The following is a 26,166-nucleotide window of genomic DNA, read 5'->3' as shown; positions in this document are numbered from 1 at the left end:
CTGCGTTCAAGCCAGGCGGGCTGGTTGCAAGGTTCATGTGGGGAAGATCTCCAGCAAACGTGGAGCGATCCTGTTCAGTGAGCGAATTTCCACGGCGGCGTCGATAGCGGCAGCCGCTTTGGGCATGCCATACACCGCACTGCTGTCCTGGTCCTGGGCAATCGTCAGATAGCCTCGCTCACGCATCAATTTCAGCCCCTGGGCACCATCGCGGCCCATGCCGGTGAGCAGCACGCCCACCGCGTCGCCCTTCCAGTAACTGGCGACACTTTCGAAAAACACATCGATGGAGGGACGATAGATTTCATTCACCGGTTCGGCCGTATAGGCCAGGGTACCGTTCTGCAACAAGCGGATATGGTGGTTGGTGCCAGCGAGCAGCACAGTACCACTTTGCGGCGCCTCGCCATCGCGGGCCAGCCGGACGGGCAGGCCGCAAGCCGTGCTGAGCCATTCAGCCATGCCGGCGGCAAACACCTGGTCCACATGCTGGACCAGCACGATCGCCGCCGGGAAGTTGACCGGCAAACCTTTGAGCAAGGCTTCCAGGGCCGCGGGGCCACCGGCCGAAGAGCCGATGGCCACCAGCTTCTGCCGCGGGCCACTATTCTGGCCGGGCGTCGCCGCGCTGCGCACGCGGCTGCCGCGCTGGCCGATCAGCCAGCCGATATTGAGGATCTTGCGCAACAGCGGCGCGGCGGCCTCCTTGGGATGGGCCCCGCCGATGGCCGGCGTGTCGACCACATCCAGCGCGCCATGCCCCATGGCCTCGAAGACCCGATGCACGTTCTGCTGGCGGTCGACGGTGACGATGACAATCGCGCACGGCGACTCGGCCATGATCCGCCGCGTGGCCTCGACGCCATCCATGACCGGCATGATCAGGTCCATCAGGATCAGATCGGGAGTGTCTTCGGCGCAGAGCTTGACCGCCTCCGCGCCATTGCTCGCCACCCAGATCAACTGGTGCGCCGGCTCGAACGCCAGGGCACGGCGCAAGGCCTCGACCGCCATGGGCATGTCATTGACGATTGCGATCCTCATCCCTGGGCGCCTCCAATCAGCTCCACCACCGCGTCGAGCAACGCGTCGTCATGGAAGCTGGCCTTGGCCAGATAATAGTCGGCCCCGGCGTCCAGTCCACGCCGGCGGTCTTCTTCACGGTCCTTGTAGGACACCACCATCACCGGCAGCGATTGCAGGCGATTGTCTCGACGCAACAGTGTGACCAATTCAATCCCGTCCATGCGCGGCATATCGATATCGGTAATCAGCAGGTCGAAGTCTTCGGCACGCAGGGCGTTCCAGCCGTCCATGCCATCCACCGCGACCGCCACCTCGTAACCCCGGTTGAGCAGCAGCTTGCGTTGCAGTTCGCGTACGGTCAGGGAGTCGTCGACCACCAGGATGCGCTTGCGCACGACCTCATTGGCCAGGCGATTGCGTCGATCGATACGTTCCAGGCGCCCGGTATTGAGCAGTTTGTCCACCGAGCGCAGCATGTCCTCGACATCGACGATCAACACCGCCGAACCGTCGTCGAGCAAGGCGCCGGCGGAGATATCCTGGACCTTGCCCAGGCGCGGGTCGAGCGGCAACACCACCAGGGTACGCTCGCCGATAAAACGCTCGACCGCCACCCCGTAGACCGCATCGCGCTCGCGGATCACCACCACCTTGAGACTGTCTCCCGCGTGCTCGCCGGCCGGACGCTGCAACAGCTGGCTGGCCGCCACCAGGCCGACATGCCGACCCTCGTGCCAGAAGTGCTGACGACCTTCCAGTTGCACGATTTCATCCGGTTCCAGGTCGCGCATCCGCTCGATATGCGCCAGCGGGAAGGCGTAGGCTTCGCCGCCGACTTCCACCACCAGGCTGCGCACCACCGACAGGGTCAACGGCACTTCCAGATGGAAACGACTGCCCTGCCCCGCCGTCTGCTCCAGCACCACCGCGCCGTGCAGTTGCCGGACCATATGCTGCACGGCATCCAGGCCGACACCGCGTCCGGAGACTTCCGTCACCTTGTCCCGCAGGCTGAAGCCCGGCAGGAACAGGAAGGTCAGCAGTTCCTCTTCACTGAGCTGCGCGGCGGTTTGCGCCGGCGACAATTGGCGCTCGACGATATTGCGGCGCAGGCGCTCCAGGTCGACACCACCGCCGTCGTCGCTCAACTGCAGCACCAGCAGGCCGGCCTGGTGCGAGGCGCGCAAACGGATCAGGCCTTCGGCGGGCTTGCCGGCCAGCAAGCGCTGCTCCGGGCTTTCAATACCGTGATCGACCGCATTGCGCAGCAGGTGGGTCAGCGGCGCCTCGAGTTTTTCCAGGACATCGCGGTCGACCTGGGTCTTCTCGCCCTCGATTTCCAGGCGGACCTGCTTGCCCAGACTGCGCCCGAGGTCGCGGACCATTCGCACCTGTCCACTGAGGACATCGGCGAAGGGCCGCATGCGACAGGCCAGGGCGGTGTCATACAGCACCTGGGCACGCTGGCTGGCCTGCCAGCCGAACTCATCGAGCTCGACGGTCTGCGCGGTGAGCACCTGCTGCGACTCGGCCAGCAGGCGCCGGGCATCGGCCAGGGCCTCCTCGGCCTCCAGGCTCAGGCCGACGCTTTTCAGGTGATCGCTGAGATTGTCCAGGGCGCGCAGGCCGTTGCTCTGCATGCGCCGCAAGCGTTGCAGAGTGGCCAGGTACGGTTTGAGCCGCTGGGTTTCCACCAGGGATTTGCTCGACAGGTCGAGCAGGCTGTTCAAGCGCTCGGCGGTGACCCGCAAGACCCGCTCGCCGCCTTCGGTGCTGACGCGCTTGCCCTGCATGGCAGGTTCGGGCTCGACCGCTGCCGGCTCGGGCTCCGGTGCCGATATCGGCGGCAGCGGTTCCAGCGGTGGCGGCGCGACGACGGGTGCGACGCGGGCACTCAGCGCCGCCGGGTCGAGCAAGGTATTCATCAACTGGACATAGGCCTCGACGTCCAGCGGACCGACATTGGCGCTGCCCGGCGTAGCAATGCGCATCAGCATATCGGTGCCCTGCAGCAAGGCATCGATATGTTCCGGTTGCAGGTACAAGCGCCCTTCCTGGGCGCTGACCAGGCAATCCTCCATCACATGGGACACGCTCACGCCGGCGTCCACGCCGACAATCCGCGCTGCGCCCTTGAGGGAATGAGCTGCCCGCATGCAGGCTTCGAGCTGGTCGGCCTGGGTCGGATTGCGCTCCAGCGCCAGCAGGCCGGCACTGAGCACCTGGGTCTGGGCCTCGGCCTCCAGGCTGAACAGCTCCAGCAACGAGGAGTCGCGCATTTGATCGGGGGTCATGTGAGGCTCCGGGTCACGGCCGACAGCAATTGCTCTTCATCCAGCCAGCGCAGGCTGCGGCCCCTGAACGGCAATACGCCCCGGGTATATCTGGCGCTGGCCTGGGGGCCGGCGGCGGACGCGCTGTCGAGCAGGCGCTGGTCGATGGCGTGGATGCCGTCCACTTCATCCACCGGCACCACCACCGGCCCGCCCTGGGCAGCGATGATCAGCATGCGCGGCATGATCCGTCCACTCGCGGCGACCGTGACATTGGCCTCCAGGCCCAACAACTCCACCAGCGACAGGCAGGCCACCAGTGCCCCGCGCACATTGGCGACGCCGAGCAAGGCCCGCGAGCGCTGGTGCGGCAGGGAATGAATCGGCTGCAACGGCGCCACCTCGACCAGGCAACGCGTGGCCAGGCCCAGCCATTCTTCACCCAGGCGAAACATCAGCAGCGAGCGGGTGGCGATCTCCTCGCCCACGGCCACCGCCACCTGCTCGTGATGCTCCTGCTGCAGGGCATAACGGTCCAGCAGGCGCGTGGCGGCGGCGGAATACACCGAGCAGTTGCGACAGTGGATATGGTCCGCCAGCAACGGGCAGGATTTGTCGCCGTGGATACCGATGCGGTTCCAGCAATCGTCGATGACTTCGGCGTCTTCATGGGTCAGGTTCAGGGCTGTCAGACCGCTCATCGTTTACGCTCACTGTCAGCGGCACGCCCGCTACGGGCCGCGCGGTCCTGCAATCGCCGGGCTCCGGCCACATCGCCCTGGGACGCCAGCAACGCGGCCAGATGGACCAGGGCTTCGGGGTGTTGCGGTTCAAGGTACAAGGCCTTGCGGTAGAGCCCCTGGGCCTCCAGGGTACTGCCGGCGACGTCGCTGAGCAGGCCGAGCCAGTAGAACACCTGGGCCACCGGTGCGTATTGATTCAGATAGGTTTCGCAGGCCTCACGGGCTTCCTGGCTCTTGCCTTCATTGGCCAGACCGGCAATTCGTGCGAGCAGCCCCGCCGCGTCGTTCGATGGCGCGACCGGCGCGACTGGCATGACCGGTGCGGCGACCATGAAGGGTCGAGGCCGCACCGGCGGCGCAGCAGCGATGCCTGGAGGCGCACGAACCGGCAAGGGTGGCGGCACAAACGACAGCGGCGGTTCGGACTCGACCGCCACATGCCGACGGAACGCAAACGACTGAGGGATACCGATGGAACGCATGCCCATTCGGCCCAGCAGGTTGCCCTCGGCCGGGCCGATGAACAGCACGCCGTCGGAATGGGTCAGACGCTTGAGAATCTCGAAGACCTGCTTCTGGGTCTCCAGGTCGAAATAGATCAGCAGGTTGCGGCAGAACACGAAGTCATACACCTCGCCGGCCAACAGCCCCGGTTCCAGCAGGTTGCCGGCGCGCAGGCGCACCTGCTCGCGCACCCGCTCGCTGATCAGGTAGCCCTCGTCCTGCGCGGTGAAATGCTGCTCGCGAAACCCGATGTCCTGCCCACGAAACGAGTTCTTGCCATACAGCCCCCGCCGCGCGCGCTCCACCGACAATGGGCTGACATCCATGCCATCGACCTTGAACTGGTGCGGCGCCAGGCCGGCATCGAGCAAGGCCATGGCAATCGAATAGGGCTCCTCCCCGGTGGAGCACGGCAGGCTGAGGATCTTCAGCGCACGCATGCCGCGACGTTGCGCCAGCAGTTCATGGGCCAGGCGGGCCAGGGTCGAAAAGGATTCGGGGTAACGGAAAAACCAGGTTTCCGGAACGATCACCGCCTCGATCAGCGCTTGCTGCTCATCGGCGCAGCCTTGCAGCCGGGTCCAGTACTCATTCGCCGTGGCCAGTTGCAACTGACTGCAACGCTGGCGCACGGCGCGTTCGATAATGGCCGGGCCGACCGAGGCCACATCCAGGCCGATGCGTTCCTTGAGAAAATCGAAGAAGCGCTGGTCGCTGCTCATTCCAGGCCCCCGGCAGGTTCGGGAAACAGCAGCGCACGAACGTCGGCACTGAGCAGGTCGTTGACGCGAATGCGCTGCACCAGGCCCTGCCGGTCTTCACGCACCGGCCCCAGGTAAGGCGCCTGGCGATTGTCCAGGCCATAGGGCTGGAAGTCCGCCGGATGGCAACGCAGGGTATCGGTGGCCTGTTCGAGAATCAGCCCGAGGAGGTATCCGGTCCCCTCGGCCTGCGGTCGATAATGCACCAGCACCAGTCGTGTACTGGTGCGGGCGGCGGCGGGTTGGCCGAAGGTCATGGCACTGACGTCGATCACCGGGACCATCAGCCCACGGTGGGCAAACACCCCAGCGACCCAGGCCGGAGCATGGGCGATAGCCTTGAGTTGCAGGCGTGGCAACACTTCCGCGACTTCGACGGCCTCCAGCGCATAGCGCTCGCCACCAATGCGAAAGACCAGGAACAGGCTGTTCCTGGACGACGCGCTGGCGACGCGCTTAGCCACCAACTCACTCATCAGACTTTGAAACGCGAAACGCCGCTGCGCAGACCCACTGCGACCTGGCTCAGTTCGTCGATGGCGAAGCTGGCCTGGCGCAGGGATTCAACGGTCTGGCTGCTGGCATCACCCAGTTGCACCAGGGCGTGGTTGATCTGCTCGGCGCCCGTGGCCTGGGCCTGCATGCCCTCGTTGACCATCAGCACGCGCGGCGCCAGGGCCTGGACCTGATGAATGATCTGCGACAGCTGCTCGCCGACCTGCTGCACCTCGAACATGCCACGGCGGACTTCTTCGGAGAACTTGTCCATGCCCATGACCCCGGCGGATACCGCCGACTGGATCTCGCGCACCATCTGCTCGATGTCGTAGGTGGCCACGGCGGTCTGGTCGGCCAGGCGCCGGACTTCGGTGGCGACCACGGCGAAACCGCGCCCGTATTCCCCGGCTTTCTCGGCCTCGATCGCGGCATTGAGGGACAACAGGTTGGTCTGGTCGGCGACCTTGACGATGGTCACCACCACCTGGTTGATGTTGCCCGCCTTCTCGTTGAGGATCGCCAGCTTGGAGTTCACCAGGTCGGCGGCGCCCATCACCGAATGCATGGTTTCTTCCATGCGCGCCAGGCCCTGCTGGCCGGAACCGGCGAGCACCGAGGCCTGGTCGGCGGCGGTGGACACTTCGGTCATGGTGCGCACCAGGTCGCGGGAAGTCGCGGCGATTTCCCGCGAAGTCGCACCGATTTCCGTGGTGGTGGCCGCCGTTTCGGTTGCCGTGGCCTGTTGCTGCTTGGAGGTGGCGGCGATCTCGGTGACCGACGTGGTCACCTGCACCGACGAACGCTGGGCTTGGGATACCAGGGCGGTGAGTTCGGTCATCATGTCGTTGAAGCCGGTTTCCACCGCGCCGAATTCATCCTTGCGCGCCAGGTTCAAGCGGCTGCTGAGGTCACCGGTACGCATGATCTCGAGGATTTCGACGATACGCTGCATCGGCGCCATGATTGCGCGCATCAGCAGCAAGCCACAGAAACCGGCAGCCAATACCGCGATCAACAGGGAAATGCCCATGCTGATCTTCGCCGCCGAGACCGCCTCGGAAATCGAGTCGGTGGCCTGGTCGGCAACATCCTTGTTCTGGGTAATGATGTCATTGAGCTGTTTGCGCCCGTCCATCCAGGCCGGGCTCATCTGCGTATTGAACTGGCGGATCGCCTCGTCGTTCTGCTTGCGCTGATACAGGTCGAGTACATTGGCCAGGGTCTTTTTATAGACCTCGTACTCGCGCTTGAACACATCGAACGCCGCCTGGTCTTCGCTGCCGCTGATGGTCTTCTGATAGTTGTCGATCTGGGCCAGCAAACGGCTGTCGAAGGTCTTGTACTGTTCCTGGTCCGCGGTACTGATCACCCCGTCTGCACTGAACCCCAGCAATTGCTGGGTCAGCACATAGCTGTCGACCCAGGCGCTGCGGATCATGGTGCTGTAGTAGACGCCGGGAATCGCGTCGGTACGCACGCTCTCTTCACTGGACTCGATCGACAACAACCGCGAATAAGAGGCGACAACCATCAACAACATGATTGCGATGATTACCGCAAAACTCGCCAGTATTCGTTGGCGCAAAGTCCAGTTCTTCACAGTCAGTCCTCAAGAGCCATTCAAATGGAGGGCAGTATAGCCGAGGGTGTGCCATCATTTATGCACGGGTTACGGCATGGATTAAAAATGCGGGGTATATAACTGACAAGCTACGTCTACCCTGACAAGGTACTTTCCGATATTCCGTACAGAACCTGCCAGTGTTAATTAGAGGCAAATTGCCACCAGTTATGGCGATTATCATATAACCCTTACGGCTCAGGAACCCAGTTCATGCCCGTTCTGCCCAGCCTGCGCAGCCGTTTTGCGCTTCTCATCGCGTTGTTGGTCGGTCTGCTGAGCTGGTTGCTGGGTTCTTTCATCAGTCACGACTCCAGTGTGCGGATGCGCGGCGAAATCGGCCAGGACCTGGCAGAAGTCTCTTACCAGATGTCCGACCGGCTGGACCGGGCCATGGCCAATCGCATCCACTTATTGAGCGTCATCAGTCGCCTGAATGTCTTGCAACAGGCCTCCGATCTGACGCAGATCCGCCAGTTGCTCGATCACCTGCAAGAGGAGTTCCCGGATATTGCCTGGCTCGGCATGCTGGATACCCGGGGCCAGGTGCGGGCCGCGACCGGCGGGATTCTCCAGGACACCAACATCAGCCAGCGTCCGGTGTTCAGCCAGGGCCACGAGCGGTTGTTCGTCGGCGATGTCCACGACGCCGTGCTGCTGTCCAAGCTTCTGCCCAACCCCAGCGGTGAAACACTGAAGTTCGTCGATATCAGCCTGCCGATCTTCAATGGCGAAAGCGGTGACGCCCGACAGAAAGTCGGTGTATTGGCCGCGCATCTTTCATGGACCTGGGCCGAAGGCATGCGCCAGTCGGTGATGGCACCGATCAAGGCACGGCGCAATGTCGAGTTTTTTGTCGTGGCGGCCGACCATCGGGTATTGCTCGGACCACGCGACAGCATCGGCAAGTTGCTGGAACTGCCCCTGCTCGAAGGCCTGGACAAACAGCAGCCGCGCTGGGGTGTGCAGCGTTGGCCGGATGGCAACGACTACCTGACCGGCTTCGCCCTGAGTCGTGGTCACGATCACTACGCCGGGCTGGGCTGGGCCGTGATCACCCGCCAGACCCTCGAGGAAGCCTACGCCCCGGCCAAGGAATTGCAGCGCGATATCGTGGTCTGGGGCATTGCCCTGGCGGTGATCATCGCTTTTATCGGCTGGCTGCTGGCGACCTGGTTCACCCGACCGCTGCAGGCCATCGCAAAGGCCGCGGATCGCCTGAGTGTCGGTGAGTCGATGGAAATCCCGGAGATCAAGGGCACCCGGGAAATCGCCCAGTTGAGCCAGTCGATCCGCCACCTGGTGGACAGCCTGAGCAACCAGCAGACCGCCCTGGGGATGATGGAAAGCCTGGCACACCATGATGCGCTGACGGGGCTGCCCAACCGCGCGGCCCTGGAGAAATACCTGCCACGGGCGCAGCAACGCAGCCAGTCGCAGAACAACTGCCTGGCGCTGCTGTACCTGGATCTGGACGGATTCAAGCCGATCAACGATCAGTTCGGCCATGCCGGCGGTGATGAACTGCTGAGAGAAGTCGCCAGCCGCCTGCGAGCCTGCCTGCGCGAGGGCGACATGGTCGCGCGCCTCGGCGGCGACGAGTTTCTGATGGTGCTGCAAGTGCCGCGCAACGACGCGCTGAACCAGGCCCGGGCCATTGCCAATCGCGTGCTCGGCAGCCTGGGCCAGTCGATCATGTTGCACAACGTTCCGGCACGGATCGGTTGCAGCATCGGCGGTGCCGTCTGGCCCCTCGACAACCCGGACCTGAGCGATGTGCTCGGGTTGGCCGACCAGGCCCTGTACCGGGCCAAGCATGCGGGCAAGGGACAGGCGCACTTTCACCAGTCGGAAGAGGTGTCGCCGGGCCTCTAGCGCCCGGCTCCCGGACCGCTTCGCGGGCAAGCCCGCTTGCACAAGTTCCGAGCCGTACGCGGTCCCTCGTTTCAACTCGATCACTGTGGGAGCGGGCTTGCCCGCGAAAAGGCCAGCAGCCCTCCCCCCCTATCAGAGCGAAGCCTGGCGCACCTGCCGCTCCAGCTCCAGTTTCAACCCGGGGTCCAGCCGCAGTTGTCGCGACAGCTCATCCAGATAGGCCTTCTCCATGAAGTTTTCCTGATCCACCAGCAGCACGCTGGCGATATACATTTCCGCGGCCATCTCCGGCGTACCCGCGGCCCGGGCGACATCGGCCGGGTCCAGCGGCTTGTTCAATTCGTCATGCAGCCACTGTTGCAGCTCCCGGTCATTGCCCAGCTTGCTGAACTCGCCTTCGATCAGTTCCCGCTCACGGGCATCGACATGCCCATCGGCCTTGGCGGCCGCCACCAGTGCCTTGAGAATCGCCTGACTGTGCTGTTCGACCTGCGCCGGCGGCAGGCGATCGAGGGTTTGCGGCTCGCCCCGGGGCGCACTGGCCTGCCGCGCCTGCCAGTTGCCGTAGGCCTTGTAGGCCAGCACGCCCAGCGCCGCCAGGCCGCCGTAGGTCAGTGCCTTGCCGCCGAACTGGCGGGCTTTCTTGTTGCCGAGCAGCAAGCCCATGGCCCCCGCCGCCAATGCGCCACCACCGGCCCCTGACAACAGGCTGCCGAGGCCGCCGGAGCCACCCCCGAGCAGACTGCCGAGCGCACCTTTATCAGCGGACTTGTCCTGCTTGCCCCCGGCCTGATTCTGCAACAGGTCCTGGCCGGACTTGAGTAACTGGTCGAGCAACCCACGGGTATTCATCGGCAGACTCCGTAAATGGCGAATAGACCCACAGAGTAAAACGACCTGTCATACGGTGGTCGGCGAGTGTGCTTCCAGATGTTGCGCGGCCCTGGCCTGAATCCTGACTCGCCAACCAAGCCATCGATTAAAAAGATATACACTGGTACGAATCCATAAAAACTACTCGCCGAAAAAACCGGCAAGGGTATTTCTCCCATGATGACCCTGCGTCAGATCCGTCACTTCATCGCCGTGGCCGAGACCGGCTCGATCTCGGCCGCCGCCCAGGCGGTGTTCATTTCCCAGTCGACCCTGACCCTGGCGATCCAGCAGCTTGAGCAGGAGATCGGCGTCAGCCTGTTCAATCGCCACGCCAAGGGCATGACCCTGACCCATCAGGGCCACCAGTTCCTGCGCCAGGCGCACCTGATCCTCGCCACCGTCGACAATGCCAAGCGCAGCCTGCAGCAGAGCACCGACCAGGTCGCCGGGCAACTGACCGTCGGCGTGACCAGCCTGGTGGCCGGCTACTACCTGGCCGACCTGCTGACCCGCTTCCAGCGCGCCTACCCGAATGTGGAAATCCGCGTGATGGAAGACGAGCGACCGTATATCGAGCACTTGCTGGTCAGCGGTGAAATCGATGTCGGGGTGCTGATCCTCTCCAACCTGGAAGACCGCCACGCCCTGCAGACCGAAGTCCTCACCCACTCCCCGCACCGCCTATGGCTGCCGGCCCAGCATCCCTTGCTGGAACACGACAGCATCAACCTCGCCGATGTCGCCCGCGAACCGCTGATCCAGCTCAACGTCGATGAGATGGATCGCAATGCCCAGCGCATGTGGCGCGGGGCCGGCCTGCAACCACGGATCAGCCTGCGCACCGCCTCCACCGAAGCAGTGCGCAGCCTGGTGGCCGCCGGCCTGGGCCTGTCGATCCAGCCGGACATGACCTACCGGCCCTGGTCCCTGGAAGGCGACATCATCGAAGCCCGCTCCCTGGCCGACCTGAGCCAGACCCTGGATGTCGGCCTGGCCTGGCGCCGCGGCACCGCACGGCCGGCCCTGGTGGACCCGTTCCTGACCGTCGCCCGTGAACAGCCCCACGGCGGACGCAAGCCATCTATTTAATCGAACGCTACTTTCAGTATTTAGTATTTGTCGACCTCTCGTTCGGCCACTAGTCTCTTCCTGTCCATATAGAGAAAGGCCGGACTCCAGCTGCAAGGGAAGCTCCCATGGCCACACAAGAAAAGAGAATTCGCAAAATGGCTGGCGCGCACCCGACCCCACTGTTTACCTCGTTGCTGATCGACGGTGAACTCGTTGCCGGCCTTGGTTTCGTCGAACCGATCCTAAACCCGGCCACGGGGGAGGTCCTCACGCACATCGCCGAAGCCAGCACCGAACAGGTCGAAAGCGCCATCCTCGCCGCCCACCGGGCCTTTGCCGGCTGGTCGCGAACCACCCCGCAACAACGCTCGAACATCCTCCTGGCCATTGCCGACGCGGTGGAGAAAAACGCCGACCTGCTGGCCCGCCTGGAATCGCTGAACTGCGGCAAGCCGCTGCACCTGGCCCGCCAGGATGACCTGAGCGCGACCGTCGACGTGTTCCGCTTCTTCGCCGGGGCCGTGCGCTGCCAGACCGGGCAACTGTCCGGCGAATACCTGCCGGGCTACACCAGCATGGTCCGTCGCGACCCGATTGGCGTGGTCGCCTCCATCGCGCCGTGGAACTACCCGATCATGATGGCCGCATGGAAAATCGCCCCGGCCCTGGCCGCCGGCAACACGCTGGTGTTCAAGCCTTCCGAACACACGCCGCTGTCGATCCTGGCCCTGGCCCCGGCGCTGGCGCAGTTGTTGCCGGCGGGGGTGATCAATATCGTCTGCGGCGGCGGCGAAGGCGTCGGCAGCCATCTGGTCAGCCATCCGAAGGTGCGCATGGTGTCGCTGACCGGCGATATCGTCACCGGCCAGAAGATCCTCCAGGCCGCCGCGAAAAGCGTCAAGCGCACCCATCTGGAACTCGGCGGCAAGGCCCCGGTGATCGTCTGCAACGACGCGGATATCCAGGCGGTGGTCGAAGGCGTGCGCAACTATGGTTACTACAACGCCGGCCAGGACTGCACCGCCGCCTGCCGGATCTACGCCCAGGCCGGCATCCACGACCGCCTGGTGGCCGAACTCGGGGCCGCCGTCAGCAGCCTGCGCTTTGCCGGCAAACGCGACGCCGACAACGAGATCGGCCCGCTGATCAGTACCCGCCAGCGCGACCGCGTCGCCAGTTTCGTCGAACGGGCCCTGGGCCAGCCGCACATCGAGCGCGTCACCGGTGCCGCCGTGCACTCCGGCGCCGGCTTCTATTACCAGCCCACCCTGCTCGCCGGCTGCCGGCAGAGCGACGAGATCGTCCAGCGCGAAGTCTTCGGACCGGTGGTCACCGTGACCCGCTTCGACGAACTGAGCCAGGCGGTGGACTGGGCCAACGATTCGGAATACGGCCTGGCCTCGTCGGTCTGGACCCAGAACCTGGATAAAGCGATGCAGGTCGCCTCGCGCCTGCAGTACGGCTGCACCTGGATCAACAGCCATTTCATGCTGGTCAGCGAAATGCCCCACGGCGGCCTGAAACGCTCCGGCTACGGCAAGGACCTGTCCAGCGATTCGCTCCAGGACTACAGCGTGGTGCGCCATATCATGGCGCGCCACGGCCAGCATCTGTAACACGCACTACGCTAACAAGAAGCCACAACCGGCATGTAATACCCGTTCGACTGCCCCGACCATAATTAAAGTAGAGGGAAACCCCATGTTCGCGCACAAGACCGCACTGCTCAGTGCACTCACCACCGCCTTGCTGGCCAGCGCCAGTCTCCAGGCCGCCGAACCGCTGAAAGCTGTCGGTGCCGGCGAAGGCCAACTCGATATCGTCGCCTGGCCGGGCTATATCGAACGGGGTGAAAGCGACAAGGCCTATGACTGGGTCACCGGTTTCGAAAAAGAAACCGGCTGCAAGGTCAGTGTTAAGACCGCCGCCACCTCCGATGAGATGGTCAGCCTGATGGCCAAGGGCGGCTACGACCTGGTCACCGCTTCGGGCGACGCGTCGCTGCGCCTGATCGTCGGCAAGCGGGTGCAGCCGATCAACCCCGAGTTGATCCCGAACTGGAAGAACCTCGACCCGCGCCTCAAGGATGCGCCGTGGTACGTGGTCAACAAGCAGACCTACGGCACTCCCTACCAGTGGGGCCCGAACGTGCTGATGTACAACACCAGCGTGTTCAAGCAGGCACCGACCAGCTGGGCGGTGATCTTCGACGCGCAGAACCTGCCGGACGGCAAGCCGAACAAGGGTCGCGTGCAGGCCTATGACGGCCCGATCTATATCGCCGACGCGGCGCTGTACCTCAAGTCCGCCAAGCCGGAACTGGGGATCCAGAACCCCTATGAACTGACCGAGACCCAGTACAAGGCCGTCCTCGACCTGTTGCGTGCGCAGCAGCCGCTGATCCACCGCTACTGGCACGACGCGACCGTGCAGATGAGTGACTTCAAGAACGAAGGCGTCGCCGCCTCCAGCTCTTGGGGCTACATGGTCAACGGCCTGCAGGCCGATAAACAGCCAGTGGCCTCGACCATTCCGAAGGAAGGCGTCACCGGCTGGGCCGACACCACCATGCTGCACGCCGATGCCAAGCACCCCAATTGCGCCTACAAGTGGATGGACTGGTCGCTGCAACCCAAGGTCCAGGGTGACGTAGCGGCCTGGTTCGGTTCCCTGCCGGCGGTTCCCGCGGCGTGCAAGGGCAGCGAACTGCTCGGTGCCGAGGGCTGCAAGACCAACGGCTTCGATTCCTTCGACAAGATCGCCTTCTGGAAAACCCCACAGGCCGAGGGCGGCAAGTTCGTGCCGTACAGCCGCTGGACCCAGGACTACATTGCGATCATGGGCGGCAGGTAATTCCCCGGATTGGGGGTAATGACGAACCTGTAGGAGCCGGCTTGCCGGCGATGGCGTCCGGATGGGCGATGCAAGGCTCATAGGCCTCATCGCTGGCAAGCCAGCTCCTACAGGGGGCCGTGTCAAACACCGAATGTGCGTACGACACAAATCCTGTAGGAGCCGGCTTGCCGGCGATGGCGTCCGGATGGGCGATGCAAGGCTCAAGGGCCTCATCGCTGGCAAGCCAGCTCCTACAGGGGGGCCGTGTCAAACACCGAATGTGCGTACGACACAAATCCTGTAGGAGCCGGCTTGCCGGCGATGGCGTCCGGATAGGCGATGCAAGGCTCAAGGGCCTCATCGCCGGCAAGCCGGCTCCTACAAAGGATCGCGATGCCAGTCAGATCGCCCTTCACCGTTTCAGAATTTTCAGAAGTCCAGGACGGGCCGCTGCGACGGCCCTCGCCTTTTTGGAGCACCGCATCATGACGCTTGCAGTCCAGTTCACCCACGTTTCCCGTCAGTTCGGCGAAGTGAAAGCCGTTGACCGGGTTTCCATCGATATCCAGGACGGCGAGTTCTTTTCCATGCTCGGCCCTTCCGGCTCGGGCAAGACCACCTGCCTGCGCCTGATCGCCGGCTTCGAACAACCCAGCGCCGGTTCGATCCGCATCCACGGCGAAGAAGCCGCCGGGCTGCCGCCTTACCAGCGTGACGTGAACACCGTGTTCCAGGATTACGCGCTGTTCCCCCATATGAACGTGCGCGACAACGTCGCCTACGGCCTGAAAGTCAAAGGCGTCGGCAAGAGCGAACGCCACAAGCGCGCCGAAGAAGCCCTGGGCATGGTCGCCCTCGGCGGCTACGGCGAGCGCAAGCCGGTGCAGTTGTCCGGCGGCCAGCGCCAGCGCGTGGCCCTGGCCCGCGCCCTGGTCAATCGCCCACGGGTGCTGCTGCTCGACGAACCCCTGGGCGCGCTGGACCTCAAGCTGCGCGAACAGATGCAGGGCGAACTGAAGAAGCTGCAGCGCCAGCTGGGCATCACCTTTATCTTCGTCACCCACGACCAGACCGAAGCGCTGTCGATGTCCGATCGCGTGGCGGTGTTCAACAAGGGTCGCATCGAGCAGGTCGACACACCGCGCAACCTCTACATGAAACCGGCCACTGCCTTCGTCGCCGAATTCGTCGGCACCTCCAACGTGATTCGCGGTGATCTGGCCCGGCAGTTGAGTGGCAGCGACCTGCCTTTCTCCATCCGCCCGGAACACGTGCGCTTCGCCGAAGGCCCGGTACAAGGCCACGAAATCGAAGTCAGCGGCCTGCTGCACGATATCCAGTACCAGGGCAGCGCCACCCGCTATGAACTGAAGCTGGAAAACGGCCAGACCCTGAATATCAGCCAGGCCAATACCCAGTGGCTGGACACCAGTGCCCAACATCAGACCGGCCAGCGCATCACCGCGCGCTGGGCGCGGGAAGCCATGACCGTGCTGGCGAGCGAGGTCTGACATGAGCGCCCTGGCCCTGACTCCCACGACGGCAAACCCGTCGCTGCTGCGGCGGTTTTCCAACCTGCTCTACCGTCGCCCCAACTTCTACCTGGCGCTGCTGCTGGTGCCGCCACTGATCTGGTTCGGCGCGATCTATCTCGGCTCGCTGCTGACCCTGCTCTGGCAGGGCTTCTACACCTTCGACGACTTCACCATGGCGGTCACTCCCGACCTGACCCTGGCGAACTTCGCCGCGCTGTTCAATCCGTCGAACTTCGACATCATCGTGCGCACCCTGAGCATGGCGGTGGTGGTGTCGATCGCCTCCGGGATCGTCGCCTTTCCCATTGCCTACTACATGGCGCGCTACACCACCGGCAAGACCAAGGCGTTCTTCTACATCGCGGTGATGATGCCGATGTGGGCCAGCTACATCGTCAAGGCCTATGCCTGGACCCTGCTGCTGGCCAAGGGCGGCGTCGCCCAGTGGTTTGTCCAGCACCTGGGGCTGGAACCGCTGCTGCAATTCGTCCTGGGTATCCCAGGAGTCGGCGGCAGCACCCTGTCGACCTCGCACCTGGGCCGCTTCATGGTGTTCGTCTACATCTGGCTGCCGTTCATGATCCTGCCGATCCAGGCATCCCTGGAACGCCTGCCACCGTCCCTGTTGCAAGCCTCCGCCGACCTCGGGGCAAAGCCGCGCCAGACCTTCATGCAGGTGATCCTGCCACTGTCGATCCCGGGAATTGCCGCCGGCTCGATCTTCACCTTCTCGCTGACCCTGGGCGACTTTATCGTGCCGCAGCTGATCGGCCCGCCCGGCTACTTCGTCGGCAGCATGGTCTACGCCCAGCAAGGGGCCATCGGCAACATGCCGATGGCGGCCGCCTTCACCCTGGTGCCGATCGTGCTGATCGCCGTGTACCTGTCCATCGTCAAACGCCTGGGGGCCTTCGATGCACTCTAAATCAGAAAAGCACGGGGACAGGGCGTCCCTGGGCCTGCGTATCGCGGCCTGGGGCGGGCTGGTGTTCCTGCATTTCCCGATCCTGATCATCTTCATGTACGCCTTCAACACCGAGGATGCCGCGTTCAGCTTCCCGCCCCAGGGCTTCACCCTGAAGTGGTTCAGCGTGGCCTTCGCGCGTCCGGACGTGCTGGAAGCGATCAAGTTGTCGCTGCAGATCGCCGCCATCGCCACCCTGATCGCCATGGTCCTCGGCACCCTGGCCTCGGCCGCGCTGTATCGCCGGGACTTCTTCGGCAAGCAGGGCATCTCGCTGATGCTGATCCTGCCGATCGCCCTGCCGGGGATCATCACCGGGATCGCCTTGCTGGCGACCTTCAAGACGCTGGGGATCGAGCCGGGGATGTTCACCATCATCGTCGGCCACGCGACCTTCTGCGTGGTGATCGTCTACAACAACGTCATTGCCCGGCTGCGGCGCACCTCCCACAGCCTGATCGAAGCCTCGATGGACCTCGGTGCCGATGGTTGGCAGACCTTCCGCTACATCGTCCTGCCGAACCTCGGCTCGGCGCTGCTGGCTGGCGGCATGCTGGCGTTCGCCCTGTCGTTCGACGAGATCATCGTCACCACCTTTACCGCCGGGCATGAACGCACCCTGCCGATCTGGCTGCTCAACCAGCTCAGTCGACCAAGGGATGTACCGGTCACCAACGTGGTCGCGATGCTGGTGATGATGGTCACCATGCTGCCGATCCTCGGCGCCTATTACCTGACCCGCGGCGGTGAAAGCGTGGCCGGCAGTGGCGGCAAATAACCGATTTCCAAGGATGAAAACCGAACCTGAATCTTGAAACCAAACCTGAACCCGTAGGAGCCGGGCTGATCCGCGAAAGGGCCCTCAAGATCGCCAACAGCTTCGCGGGCAAACCCGGCTCCTACAGTGAAGTACGCCAAGAGATTCGGTGTTCATCGAAATACCTGATTGAGTCATGAGGACATAACCATGCAAACCAAACTGCTGATCAACGGCCAACTCGTCGCTGGCGAAGGCCCTGCACAACCCGTGTTCAACCCGGCCCTGGGCCGCGTGCTGGTGGAAATCAACGAAGCCAGCGAAGCCCAGGTCGATGCCGCCGTGCGCGCCGCCGATGCCGCCTTCGACAACTGGTCGCAGACCGCACCGAAGGACCGCTCGCTGTTGCTGCTCAAGCTCGCCGATGCCATCGAGGCCCATGGCGCGGAGCTGGCCAAGCTGGAGTCGGACAACTGCGGCAAGCCCCTGAGCGCGGCGCTCAACGATGAAATCCCGGCGATTGCCGATGTGTTCCGTTTCTTCGCCGGCGCCAGCCGCTGCATGAACGGTTCGGCCGGCGGCGAATACCTGCCGGGCCACACCTCGATGATCCGCCGTGACCCGGTGGGCGTGATCGCGTCCATCGCGCCGTGGAACTACCCGCTGATGATGGTCGCCTGGAAAATCGCCCCGGCCCTGGCTGCCGGCAATACCGTGGTGCTCAAGCCCTCGGAGCAGACCCCGCTGACCGCGTTGCGCCTGGCCGAACTGGCGGCAGAGATTTTCCCGGCCGGCGTGCTCAACCTGGTGTTCGGTCGTGGTCCGAGCGTCGGCAGCCCGCTGGTGACCCATCCGAAAGTACGCATGGTGTCGTTGACCGGCTCCATTGCCACCGGCTCGAACATCATTTCCAGCACCGCCGACAGCGTCAAGCGCATGCACATGGAACTGGGCGGCAAGGCCCCGGTGATCATCTTCGACGACGCCGATATCGACGCCGCCGTGGAAGGCATCCGCACCTTCGGTTTCTACAACGCCGGCCAGGACTGCACCGCCGCCTGCCGCGTGTACGCCCAGGACGGCATCTACGAGAAGTTCGTCGAGAAACTCGGCGCGGCCGTGAGCACCATCAAATACGGCCTGCAGGATGATCCGACCACCGAACTGGGCCCGCTGATCACCGCGCAGCACCGTGATCGTGTCGCCGGTTTCGTCGAGCGCGCCGTGGCGCAGGCGCATATCCGCCTGGTGACCGGCGGCAAGGCCGTGGAAGGCAACGGTTTCTTCTTCGAACCGACAGTGCTGGCAGATGCCCAGCAGGACGACGAAATCGTCCGTCGCGAAGTGTTCGGCCCGGTGGTCTCGGTCACCCGCTTCAACGACGAGGCCCAGGTACTGGGCTGGGCCAACGATTCGGACTATGGCCTGGCGTCCTCGGTATGGACCGCCGATGTCGGTCGCGCCCACCGCCTGGCCGCTCGACTGCAATACGGCTGCACCTGGGTCAACACCCACTTCATGCTGGTCAGCGAGATGCCTCACGGCGGTCAGAAGCTGTCCGGCTATGGCAAGGACATGTCCATGTACGGCCTGGAGGACTACACCACCGTGCGGCATGTGATGTTCAAGCACTGAACACAGATCTACCCGAGCACCGATATCCCTGTGGCGAGCGGGCTTGCCCGCGCTCGGCTGCGAAGCAGTCGTAAAATCGGCTATCTCAGTTTTCCTGATAGACCGAATTCGCTGGTTTCAGGGCCGCTTCGCGCCCCGGCGCGGGCAAGCCCGCTCGCCACATGTGATGCTCAAGCACTAAGCACAATTCCACTACAAGAATACCGAACCGGGACGGGCCGTCATGGCCCGGCCATGGTCTCGGACATCCGAAATCTGCCGATTTTCTGGAGCAACACCGTCATGAGTGCACAACCCCACCTCGGCGCAGAAGCCGACAGCGATGCCGAACAGCTGCGCAAACTCGGCTACACCTCGAACTTCAATCGCAGCATGAGCCTGTGGGAAAACTTCGCCCTGGGCTTTACCTACCTCTCGCCGGTGGTCGGCGTCTACACCCTGTTCGGCCTGTGCCTGGCCGCCGGCGGCCCACCGATGTTCTGGGCCTACCTGCTGGTGGGCTGCGGGCAACTGCTGGTGTGCCTGATCTTCGGCGAGGTGGTCTCGCAGTTCCCGATTTCCGGTGGTGTCTATCCCTGGGCCCGGCGCCTGGTGGGTAAACGCTGGGCGTGGATGGTCGGTTGGATCTACTCCATCGCCCTGTGCGTGACCATTGCCGCCGTTGCGGTCGGTGCCGGTCCTTACCTCGCGGCGATGCTCGGTTTCGAGCCGAGCAACAACACCAACATCGTCATCGCCCTGCTGCTGACGCTGTTCGCCACCCTGGTCAACCTCAGCGGCACCAAGGTCCTGGCACGCATCGCCATGTTCGGCTTTCTCTGCGAACTGGTCGGCGCGGTGATCGTCGGCGTGTACCTGCTGGTGTTCGAACGCCACCAGCCCATCAGCGTGCTGTTCAACACCTTCGATATCCGTGTCGACGGTTCCTACCTGCCGGCATTCCTCACCGCATCGCTGGCGGGCATGTTCCTCTACTACGGCTTCGAAGCCTGCGGTGATGTCGCCGAGGAAACCCCGAACCCGAGCAAGCAGATCCCGGTGGCCATGCGCATGACCATCTACATCGGCGGTATCGCGGCGATGTTCGCCTGCCTGGCGCTGATCCTCGCCGTACCGGACATGCAGGCGGTGATCAACGGCACCGACAAGGACCCGGTCACTACCATCCTCAACAATGCCTTCGGCAGCGTCGGTTCGAAAGTGGTGATGGGCGTGGTGATGATTTCCTTCATCTCCTGCGTGATCAGTCTGCAAGCCGCCGCCAGCCGCCTGCTGTATTCCTACGCCCGTGATGAGATGGTCATCGGCAGCAACCTGCTGAAGCGGATTTCGCCGACCACCCAGGTGCCGGTGGCGGCGCTGTTCGTCTCCGGGGTCCTGCCGGCGCTGATCATCGCCCTCGGTTTCTTCCTCCAGGACGCCGTGGCGACCATCGTCAGCTTCGCCGCCATCGGCATCTACCTGGCCTTCCAGATGATCGTGCTCGCCGCCCTGTTCGCCCGCGCGCGTGGCTGGAAACCCAGTGGCAAGTTCACCCTGGGAGCCTGGGGCCTGCCGGTGAATATCGGGGCACTGGTCTATGGCGTCGGCGCCATCGTCAACATGGCCTGGCCACGTACGCCGGATGCCGCCTGGTACATCAACTACGCCATGGTCCTGAGCACCGCTATCGTCATTGGTCTGGGCCTGCTCTACATGTGGCTGGGCAAGCCCTACGACCGCGGCACCGCACCCGCCGGCGACGCCTGGAAAATCAGCCGGTAACGGCAGGCGCCCGGGCGGTGCACTGGCTGCCCGGGTCGTTCCAACAATAAAAAACAAGGATCTATCATGGATATCACCCGCCGCGACTTCCTCAACGGCGTCGCCATCACCATCGCCGCCGGCATGACCCCGCTGCAACTGCTCCAGGCCGCGCCCGACGGACGTTATTACCCACCGGCCCTGACCGGCCTGCGGGGCAGCCACGTCGGCTCCTTCGAGGTCGCCCACCAGATGGGCTGGGAGAAAAAGGTCTTCGACACCGCGCACCTGCCCATTGCCGCAGAGTACGACCTGGTGGTGGTCGGCGGTGGCCTGAGCGGCTTGTCGGCGGCGTGGTTCTACCGGGAGAAACACCCCAAGGCACGTATCCTGATCCTGGAAAACCACGACGACTTCGGCGGTCACGCCAAGCGCAACGAATTCTCCGCCGGGGGACGCATGATCCTCGGCTACGGCGGTAGCGAAGCCTTCCAGTCGCCGAACCATCTGTACAGCAAGCAGGTCAACGGCCTGCTGAAGAAGCTCGGGGTCGATATCAAGCGCTTCGAAACCGCCTTCGACCGGCCGTTCTACCCGGGCCTGGGCCTGTCCCGCGGGGTGTTCTTCGACAAGGAGAACTTCGGCGAGGACAAACTGGTGAGCGGCGACCCGACACCGATGGTCGCCGACGATATCGCTCCGCAGCAACTGAATGCCCGCCCTATCCGCGACTTCATCAATGATTTCCCGCTGCCCGAATCGGATCGCCAGGCGCTGATCGAACTGCACCAGTCGCCCCGTGACTACCTGCGAGGCAAGAGCGCCGCGGAGAAGGCCCAGCACCTGGCCGCCACCAGCTACCGCGACTTCCTGCTCAAGGACGTCGGCCTGTCGGAAAACGCGGTGAAATACTTCCAGAGCCGCACCAATGACTTCTCGGCCCTGAGCATCGACGCGGTGGCGGCGTTCGACGCCTACAACGTCGGTTTTCCCGGTTTCGGCGCGATGAATCTGGAGCCCATCAGCGAAGAATCCAGGGCGGAAATGGAAGAGCCGTACATCTACCATTTCCCGGACGGCAACGCGTCCCTGGCGCGTCTGCTGGTGCGCAGCCTGATTCCCTCGGTGGCGCCGGGGCACACCATGGACGACATCGTGCTGGCACCGTTCGACTACGCCCGCCTCGACCAGCCGAAGGCCCCGGTGCAACTGCGCCTGAACAGCACCGTGGTCAGTGTGCGAAATGTCGGCAAGGGCGTGAACATCGGCTACAGCCGCGGCGGCCAGTTGAGCCAGGTACGCGGCAAGCACTGCATCCTGGCCTGCTACAACATGATGATCCCCTATCTGCTGCGCGACCTGCCGGCGCCCCAGGCCCATGCCCTGAGCCAGAATGTGAAATTCCCGCTGGTGTACACCAAGGTGGTGATCCGCAACTGGCAGTCGTTCCAGAAACTCGGCGTGCACGAAATCTACGCGGCCACCCAGCCCTACAGCCGGATCAAGCTCGACTATCCGGTGAGCATGGGCGGCTACGAGCATACGCGGGACCCGAGCCAGCCGATCGGCCTGCACATGGTCTACGTGCCGACCAGCCCGAACAGCGGCATGAACGCCCGCGACCAGGCACGGGCCGGACGCGGCAAGCTCTACGGCCAGACCTTCGAGCAACTGGAGGCGCAATTGCGCGACCAGTTGCAACGCATGCTCGGCCCGGGCGGCTTCAATCATGAAACCGATATCCTGGCGATCACCGTCAACCGCTGGTCCCACGGTTACGCGTACTTCTCCAACAGCCTGTTCGACGACGCCGACGAAAGCGAAAAACTGATGAAGCTGGCACGCAAGCCGCTGGGCCGGGTCAGCATCGCCAACTCGGACGCGGCCTGGAGCGCGTATGCCCATGCGGCGATCGACGAAGCCTGGCGGGCGGTGGGGGAAGTGGGATAAAGCCCCGTATAGCCCAGCCTGAACCCCTTGGGCGCTCGGCCCGCCGAACGCCCGAGGATGGCAAAGCCTGCGGTATCGAACAGCTCAAAACCGCGACACACTCCCCATCGCATTCAACAGGCAGTGCAGCGCATTGCGATCCTCTGCCGTCAAGGTCCGGTAATGCTCCACCAATTGCCGCTCTTCATCGCTGAGCCTGCGCACCCTGGCGCGGGGTGGCGCCCTGAATGTCCAGAGAAACAGCATGAACCCGAGGATACTTCGCTCCTTTGACATGGACGATTTCCTTCTGTGACTACACAGGAACCGTCTGGACAGGCCGTCTCAGACATAGCCTAAGGGTAGGAAGAATCCGCATTCAGCTAAGATCATTTCGGAATTTACAGAAGAAAAATCATGCAATGCATAGAAAACCCGCCTTGTCGGCGGGCTTCGGTGTTTTCACGGCGGGCACCTCAACCCGTCACTCACGCAGATCCGATTCATGGATCGGCTGGTCGCGATGGGTCGCGCGCTGGTACTGCGCCGGCCAGGTCGCCTTGCGCCCGCCCAGGTCGTCGTCGGCATGCAGCGGCCAATACGGATCACGCAGCAGTTCACGGGCGAGCAGGATGATGTCGGCCTGGCAGGTACGCAGGATATGTTCTGCCTGGGCCGGCTCGGTGATCAGCCCGACTGTGCCGGTGGCGATGCCGGACTCCTTGCGCACGCGCTCGGCGAAACGGGTCTGGTAACCCGGCCCCGTGGGGATTTCCGCATTGGCGGCGGTGCCACCCGAGGACACGTCGATCAGGTCGACGCCCAGGTCTTTCAGGCGCCGTGCCAGCTCCACGGTTTCATCCGGGTTCCAGCCGTCTTCCACCCAGTCGGTGGCCGAGACGCGCACGAACAACGGCAACTCCTCGGGCCACACCGCCCTGACCGCCTCGGTGACCTGCAGGACCAGGCGAATACGGTTTTCGAACGAACCGCCGTACTGGTCACGCCGCTGATTGCTCAGGGGTGAAAGGAACTGGTGCAGCAGGTAACCGTGGGCGGCATGCACCTCGACCACCTTGAAACCGGCGACCAGAGCGCGTTTGGCAGCGGCGACAAACGCCTCGATCACCTCGGCGATCTGCCCTTCATCCAGTTGTAGCGGTGGCGTGTGCTGCGGGTCAAAGGCAATCGGCGACGGTCCGACCGGCGTCCAGCCACCGTCCTCGGGCTTGACGCTGCCATGTTTGCCCAGCCAGGGCCGATGGGTGCTGGCCTTGCGCCCGGCATGGGCCAGCTGGATCCCGGCGACGGCGCCCTGGGCCGTGACAAAGCGGGTGATGCGTTGCAGTGGTTCGATCTGTTGGTCATTCCACAGGCCCAGGTCCTGGGCGGTGATGCGGCCATCGGCGGTCACCGCCGTGGCTTCGGTAAAGATCAGTCCGGCACCGCCGACCGCACGGCTGCCGAGGTGGACCAGGTGCCAGTCATTGGCCAGGCCGTCGACGCTGGAGTACTGGCACATCGGCGAGACCGCGATGCGGTTCAGCAGGGTCAATTGACGAAGGGTATAGGGTTCAAGCAGCAGACTCATGGGGCACCTCTCAAATCAAGTGGGCTGGCTCCAGGGTTCTGTGAGAACGTCGACGAGTGACAGGAAAAAGTGGGCGTCCGCCCCCCCGGCGGGTCAATAAGGAAGACAACGTCACAAGACCATTCAGACAGTGCTTAGAGCCTAGTCGACAATGACGGACGCCGGAGGGTTCAGCCGATTTAAAGCTCAGCGCGGTTCGATGTGGGCAATCATCAGTTGCACGCTTTCCTTGCCACGGAACTCGTTGAGATCGAGCTTGTAGGCCAGCTCGACCCAGTCGACCCGTGCGTTTGCCCAGATTTCCGGGTCGATGCCAAAGGCAATGCCATCGAGCTTCACCGAGCCACACTCGCTTTTCAGCACCACCTTCAGATGCCGCTCGCCGACGATGCGCTTTTCCACCAGCTGGAATACCCCGTGGAACAACGGTTCGGGGAAATGCTGGCCCCAGGGGCCGGCGTTACGCAGGGCCCGCGCCAGTTCCAGGTTGAACTCTTCCAGGGCCAGCGTACCGTCGGTCTGCAAGCGTCCGGTCAGGTCTTCCTCGCTGAGCTGACGACGCACTTCGGCATCGAAGGCTTCGGCGAACAGCGGGAAGTTTTCCTGCGGCAGGCTCAGGCCGGCGGCCATGGCGTGGCCACCGTACTTGCCCATCAGGTCCGGGTGCTGCGCCGCCACCACGCTCAGGGCATCGCGAATGTGGAACCCGGCGACCGAACGACCGGAGCCCTTGAGCATGCCGTCGCCAGCATCGGCGAAGGCGATGGTCGGGCGGTGATAACGCTCTTTCATGCGTGAGGCGAGAATCCCGATCACCCCCTGGTGCCAGTCCGGATCGAACAGGCACAGGCCGAACGGCATCGACTCCACCGGCAAGTCCTTGAGCTGCGCCAGGGCTTCGCGCTGCATGCCCTGCTCGATGGACTTGCGGTCCTTGTTCATTTCATCCAGCTGGGTGGCCATTTCCTGGGCCAATGCCGGGTCTTCGGCCAGCAGGCACTCGATGCCCAGGCTCATGTCGTCCAGGCGTCCCGCCGCGTTCAGGCGCGGGCCGAGGATAAACCCCAGGTCGGTGGAGGTCAGGCGCGAGTGATCGCGCTTGGCCACTTCGAGGATCGCTTTGAGCCCCGGCCGGGCCCGACCGGCGCGGATACGCTCCAGACCCTGATGCACCAGGATGCGGTTGTTGGCGTCCAGCGGCACCACATCGGCCACGCTGCCCAACGCCACCAGATCGAGCAGTTCACCGATATTCGGCTGCGGCTGGTTTTCATACCGGCCCAGGCCGCGCAGACGCGCGCGCAGGGCCATCAGCACATAAAAGATCACCCCGACCCCGGCCAGCGCCTTGCTCGGAAACTCGCAACCGGGCTGGTTCGGGTTGACGATGGCATCGGCCGCCGGCAGTTCGTTGCCCGGCAAGTGGTGATCGGTCACCAGCACCTTCAGGCCAGCCGCCTTGGCCGCCAGCACCCCTTCGATACTGGAGATGCCGTTGTCGACGGTGATCAGCAATTGCGGCTCGCGCTGCAACGCCACGGCGACGATTTCCGGGGTCAGGCCGTAGCCGTACTCGAAACGGTTCGGCACCAGGTAATCGACATGGGCCGCGCCCAGCAGGCGCAGGCCCAGTAAGCCCACGGTGCTGGCGGTCGCGCCATCGGCGTCGAAGTCGCCGACGATCAGGATCCGCTGGCGCTGCTCCAGCGCCACCACCAGCAGGTCAACCGCGGCGTCGATCCCCTTGAGTTGCTGGAAGGGAATCAAGCGCGCCAGGCTCTTGTCCAGCTCGGCAGCCGATTCGACCCCCCGCGCCGCGTACAAACGGGTCAGCAGTGGCGGCAGGTCGCCGAGAAAAGGCAGGGTGGCGGGCAGCGGGCGGGGTTCGATACGCATGGCGTTGGCGGACGTTCTCTTCAATACACAGGA

The 26,166-nt window shown here is 63.9% G+C and carries 20 protein-coding genes; 10 read left to right on the top strand and 10 right to left on the bottom strand.

Annotation, left to right across the window (positions count from 1 at the left end):
- Nucleotides 1–33: 33 nt before the first annotated feature.
- The 6 genes from HX851_RS26100 to HX851_RS26075 are packed head-to-tail and all read right to left on the bottom strand — an operon-like array spanning nt 34 to nt 7,405.
- Nucleotides 34–1,044 (bottom strand): chemotaxis response regulator protein-glutamate methylesterase, encoded by a 1,011-nt coding sequence (locus tag HX851_RS26100; protein ID WP_177059275.1) that lies wholly within the window; start codon nt 1,042–1,044, stop codon nt 34–36.
- Nucleotides 1,041–3,320, bottom strand: a complete 2,280-nt coding sequence (locus HX851_RS26095; protein ID WP_177066163.1) for a hybrid sensor histidine kinase/response regulator — start codon at nt 3,318–3,320, stop codon at nt 1,041–1,043. The genes HX851_RS26100 and HX851_RS26095 overlap by 4 nt, the downstream gene beginning before the upstream one ends.
- Nucleotides 3,317–4,000, bottom strand: a complete 684-nt coding sequence (locus HX851_RS26090) for a chemotaxis protein CheW (RefSeq protein WP_177066164.1) — start codon at nt 3,998–4,000, stop codon at nt 3,317–3,319. Before HX851_RS26090 ends, HX851_RS26095 begins: the two co-directional genes overlap by 4 nt.
- Entirely contained in the window at nt 3,997–5,268 is a 1,272-nt protein-coding gene (locus HX851_RS26085) for a CheR family methyltransferase (RefSeq protein WP_177059269.1), read from the bottom strand. Before HX851_RS26085 ends, HX851_RS26090 begins: the two co-directional genes overlap by 4 nt.
- Nucleotides 5,265–5,783 (bottom strand): chemotaxis protein CheW, encoded by a 519-nt coding sequence (locus tag HX851_RS26080; RefSeq protein ID WP_177059267.1) that lies wholly within the window; start codon nt 5,781–5,783, stop codon nt 5,265–5,267. Before HX851_RS26080 ends, HX851_RS26085 begins: the two co-directional genes overlap by 4 nt.
- Nucleotides 5,783–7,405, bottom strand: coding sequence for a methyl-accepting chemotaxis protein (locus HX851_RS26075; protein WP_177059266.1), 1,623 nt, complete (start codon nt 7,403–7,405; stop codon nt 5,783–5,785). Before HX851_RS26075 ends, HX851_RS26080 begins: the two co-directional genes overlap by 1 nt.
- Nucleotides 7,406–7,639: 234 nt before the next feature.
- Here HX851_RS26075 and HX851_RS26070 point away from each other — a divergent pair, with 234 nt between their 5' ends.
- Nucleotides 7,640–9,301: a diguanylate cyclase domain-containing protein gene (locus HX851_RS26070; protein ID WP_177059264.1), complete on the top strand. Its 1,662-nt coding sequence runs from the start codon at nt 7,640–7,642 to the stop codon at nt 9,299–9,301.
- A 132-nt stretch (nt 9,302–9,433) separates the two neighbouring features.
- Here HX851_RS26070 and HX851_RS26065 read toward each other — a convergent pair whose 3' ends face one another.
- Nucleotides 9,434–10,153 (bottom strand): tellurite resistance TerB family protein, encoded by a 720-nt coding sequence (locus HX851_RS26065; RefSeq protein WP_177066165.1) that lies wholly within the window; start codon nt 10,151–10,153, stop codon nt 9,434–9,436.
- A gap of 198 nt (nt 10,154–10,351) precedes the next feature.
- Here HX851_RS26065 and HX851_RS26060 point away from each other — a divergent pair, with 198 nt between their 5' ends.
- The 9 genes from HX851_RS26060 to HX851_RS26020 all read left to right on the top strand — a co-directional run bounded on the left by HX851_RS26060 (nt 10,352) and on the right by HX851_RS26020 (nt 22,667).
- Nucleotides 10,352–11,266 (top strand): LysR family transcriptional regulator, encoded by a 915-nt coding sequence (locus HX851_RS26060; RefSeq protein WP_177059254.1) that lies wholly within the window; start codon nt 10,352–10,354, stop codon nt 11,264–11,266.
- A 107-nt stretch (nt 11,267–11,373) separates the two neighbouring features.
- Entirely contained in the window at nt 11,374–12,864 is a 1,491-nt protein-coding gene (locus HX851_RS26055) for a gamma-aminobutyraldehyde dehydrogenase (RefSeq protein ID WP_177066166.1), read from the top strand.
- Between the two features lie 85 nt (nt 12,865–12,949).
- Entirely contained in the window at nt 12,950–14,101 is a 1,152-nt protein-coding gene (gene ydcS / locus HX851_RS26050) for a putative ABC transporter substrate-binding protein YdcS (protein WP_017127072.1), read from the top strand.
- 467 nt (nt 14,102–14,568) lie between these two features.
- Nucleotides 14,569–15,594, top strand: coding sequence for an ABC transporter ATP-binding protein (locus tag HX851_RS26045; protein WP_177059246.1), 1,026 nt, complete (start codon nt 14,569–14,571; stop codon nt 15,592–15,594).
- 1 nt (nt 15,595) lies between these two features.
- A complete protein-coding gene (locus HX851_RS26040) occupies nt 15,596–16,543 on the top strand; it encodes an ABC transporter permease (protein ID WP_177059244.1) in 948 nt (315 codons plus the stop codon).
- Nucleotides 16,533–17,360: an ABC transporter permease gene (locus HX851_RS26035; protein ID WP_177059242.1), complete on the top strand. Its 828-nt coding sequence runs from the start codon at nt 16,533–16,535 to the stop codon at nt 17,358–17,360. Before HX851_RS26040 ends, HX851_RS26035 begins: the two co-directional genes overlap by 11 nt.
- Before the next feature lie 189 nt (nt 17,361–17,549).
- On the top strand, nt 17,550–18,974 hold the full coding sequence (locus tag HX851_RS26030) for a gamma-aminobutyraldehyde dehydrogenase (RefSeq protein WP_177059240.1): 1,425 nt from the start codon (nt 17,550–17,552) through the stop codon (nt 18,972–18,974).
- Between the two features lie 282 nt (nt 18,975–19,256).
- Nucleotides 19,257–20,738: an APC family permease gene (locus HX851_RS26025; protein ID WP_177059238.1), complete on the top strand. Its 1,482-nt coding sequence runs from the start codon at nt 19,257–19,259 to the stop codon at nt 20,736–20,738.
- A 66-nt stretch (nt 20,739–20,804) separates the two neighbouring features.
- Nucleotides 20,805–22,667 carry an NAD(P)-binding protein gene (locus tag HX851_RS26020; protein WP_177066167.1) on the top strand — a complete coding sequence of 621 codons (1,863 nt, stop codon included), beginning with the start codon at nt 20,805–20,807 and terminating at the stop codon, nt 22,665–22,667.
- Nucleotides 22,668–22,751: 84 nt separating this feature from the next.
- Here HX851_RS26020 and HX851_RS26015 read toward each other — a convergent pair whose 3' ends face one another.
- The 3 genes from HX851_RS26015 to recJ form a co-directional block, all read right to left on the bottom strand.
- Nucleotides 22,752–22,943, bottom strand: coding sequence for a hypothetical protein (locus tag HX851_RS26015; protein WP_177059234.1), 192 nt, complete (start codon nt 22,941–22,943; stop codon nt 22,752–22,754).
- A gap of 187 nt (nt 22,944–23,130) precedes the next feature.
- Nucleotides 23,131–24,237: an NADH:flavin oxidoreductase/NADH oxidase gene (locus tag HX851_RS26010; RefSeq protein WP_177059232.1), complete on the bottom strand. Its 1,107-nt coding sequence runs from the start codon at nt 24,235–24,237 to the stop codon at nt 23,131–23,133.
- Nucleotides 24,238–24,423: 186 nt separating this feature from the next.
- Nucleotides 24,424–26,133, bottom strand: coding sequence for a single-stranded-DNA-specific exonuclease RecJ (gene recJ, locus HX851_RS26005; RefSeq protein ID WP_177059231.1), 1,710 nt, complete (start codon nt 26,131–26,133; stop codon nt 24,424–24,426).
- Nucleotides 26,134–26,166 lie beyond the last annotated feature (33 nt).

The organism is Pseudomonas gingeri (assembly GCF_013385635.1).
GTDB classification, from domain to species: domain Bacteria; phylum Pseudomonadota; class Gammaproteobacteria; order Pseudomonadales; family Pseudomonadaceae; genus Aquipseudomonas; species Aquipseudomonas gingeri_A.
The sequence above is the reverse complement of the archived record's forward strand: the minus strand, read 5'-3'. Positions and strand labels throughout refer to the sequence as shown.

Bases quoted from the DNA above. Each gene is read 5' to 3' on its own strand.
- HX851_RS26100 (WP_177059275.1), bottom strand. From the start codon at position 1,044: ATGAGGATCGCAATCGTCAATGACATGCCCATGGCGGTCGAGGCCTTG.
- HX851_RS26095 (WP_177066163.1), bottom strand. From the start codon at position 3,320: ATGACCCCCGATCAAATGCGCGACTCCTCGTTGCTGGAGCTGTTCAGC.
- HX851_RS26090 (WP_177066164.1), bottom strand. From the start codon at position 4,000: ATGAGCGGTCTGACAGCCCTGAACCTGACCCATGAAGACGCCGAAGTC.
- HX851_RS26085 (WP_177059269.1), bottom strand. From the start codon at position 5,268: ATGAGCAGCGACCAGCGCTTCTTCGATTTTCTCAAGGAACGCATCGGC.
- HX851_RS26080 (WP_177059267.1), bottom strand. From the start codon at position 5,783: ATGAGTGAGTTGGTGGCTAAGCGCGTCGCCAGCGCGTCGTCCAGGAAC.
- HX851_RS26070 (WP_177059264.1), top strand. From the start codon at position 7,640: ATGCCCGTTCTGCCCAGCCTGCGCAGCCGTTTTGCGCTTCTCATCGCG.
- HX851_RS26065 (WP_177066165.1), bottom strand. From the start codon at position 10,153: ATGAATACCCGTGGGTTGCTCGACCAGTTACTCAAGTCCGGCCAGGAC.
- HX851_RS26060 (WP_177059254.1), top strand. From the start codon at position 10,352: ATGATGACCCTGCGTCAGATCCGTCACTTCATCGCCGTGGCCGAGACC.
- HX851_RS26055 (WP_177066166.1), top strand. From the start codon at position 11,374: ATGGCCACACAAGAAAAGAGAATTCGCAAAATGGCTGGCGCGCACCCG.
- ydcS (WP_017127072.1), top strand. From the start codon at position 12,950: ATGTTCGCGCACAAGACCGCACTGCTCAGTGCACTCACCACCGCCTTG.
- HX851_RS26045 (WP_177059246.1), top strand. From the start codon at position 14,569: ATGACGCTTGCAGTCCAGTTCACCCACGTTTCCCGTCAGTTCGGCGAA.
- HX851_RS26040 (WP_177059244.1), top strand. From the start codon at position 15,596: ATGAGCGCCCTGGCCCTGACTCCCACGACGGCAAACCCGTCGCTGCTG.
- HX851_RS26035 (WP_177059242.1), top strand. From the start codon at position 16,533: ATGCACTCTAAATCAGAAAAGCACGGGGACAGGGCGTCCCTGGGCCTG.
- HX851_RS26030 (WP_177059240.1), top strand. From the start codon at position 17,550: ATGCAAACCAAACTGCTGATCAACGGCCAACTCGTCGCTGGCGAAGGC.
- HX851_RS26025 (WP_177059238.1), top strand. From the start codon at position 19,257: ATGAGTGCACAACCCCACCTCGGCGCAGAAGCCGACAGCGATGCCGAA.
- HX851_RS26020 (WP_177066167.1), top strand. From the start codon at position 20,805: ATGGATATCACCCGCCGCGACTTCCTCAACGGCGTCGCCATCACCATC.
- HX851_RS26015 (WP_177059234.1), bottom strand. From the start codon at position 22,943: ATGTCAAAGGAGCGAAGTATCCTCGGGTTCATGCTGTTTCTCTGGACA.
- HX851_RS26010 (WP_177059232.1), bottom strand. From the start codon at position 24,237: ATGAGTCTGCTGCTTGAACCCTATACCCTTCGTCAATTGACCCTGCTG.
- recJ (WP_177059231.1), bottom strand. From the start codon at position 26,133: ATGCGTATCGAACCCCGCCCGCTGCCCGCCACCCTGCCTTTTCTCGGC.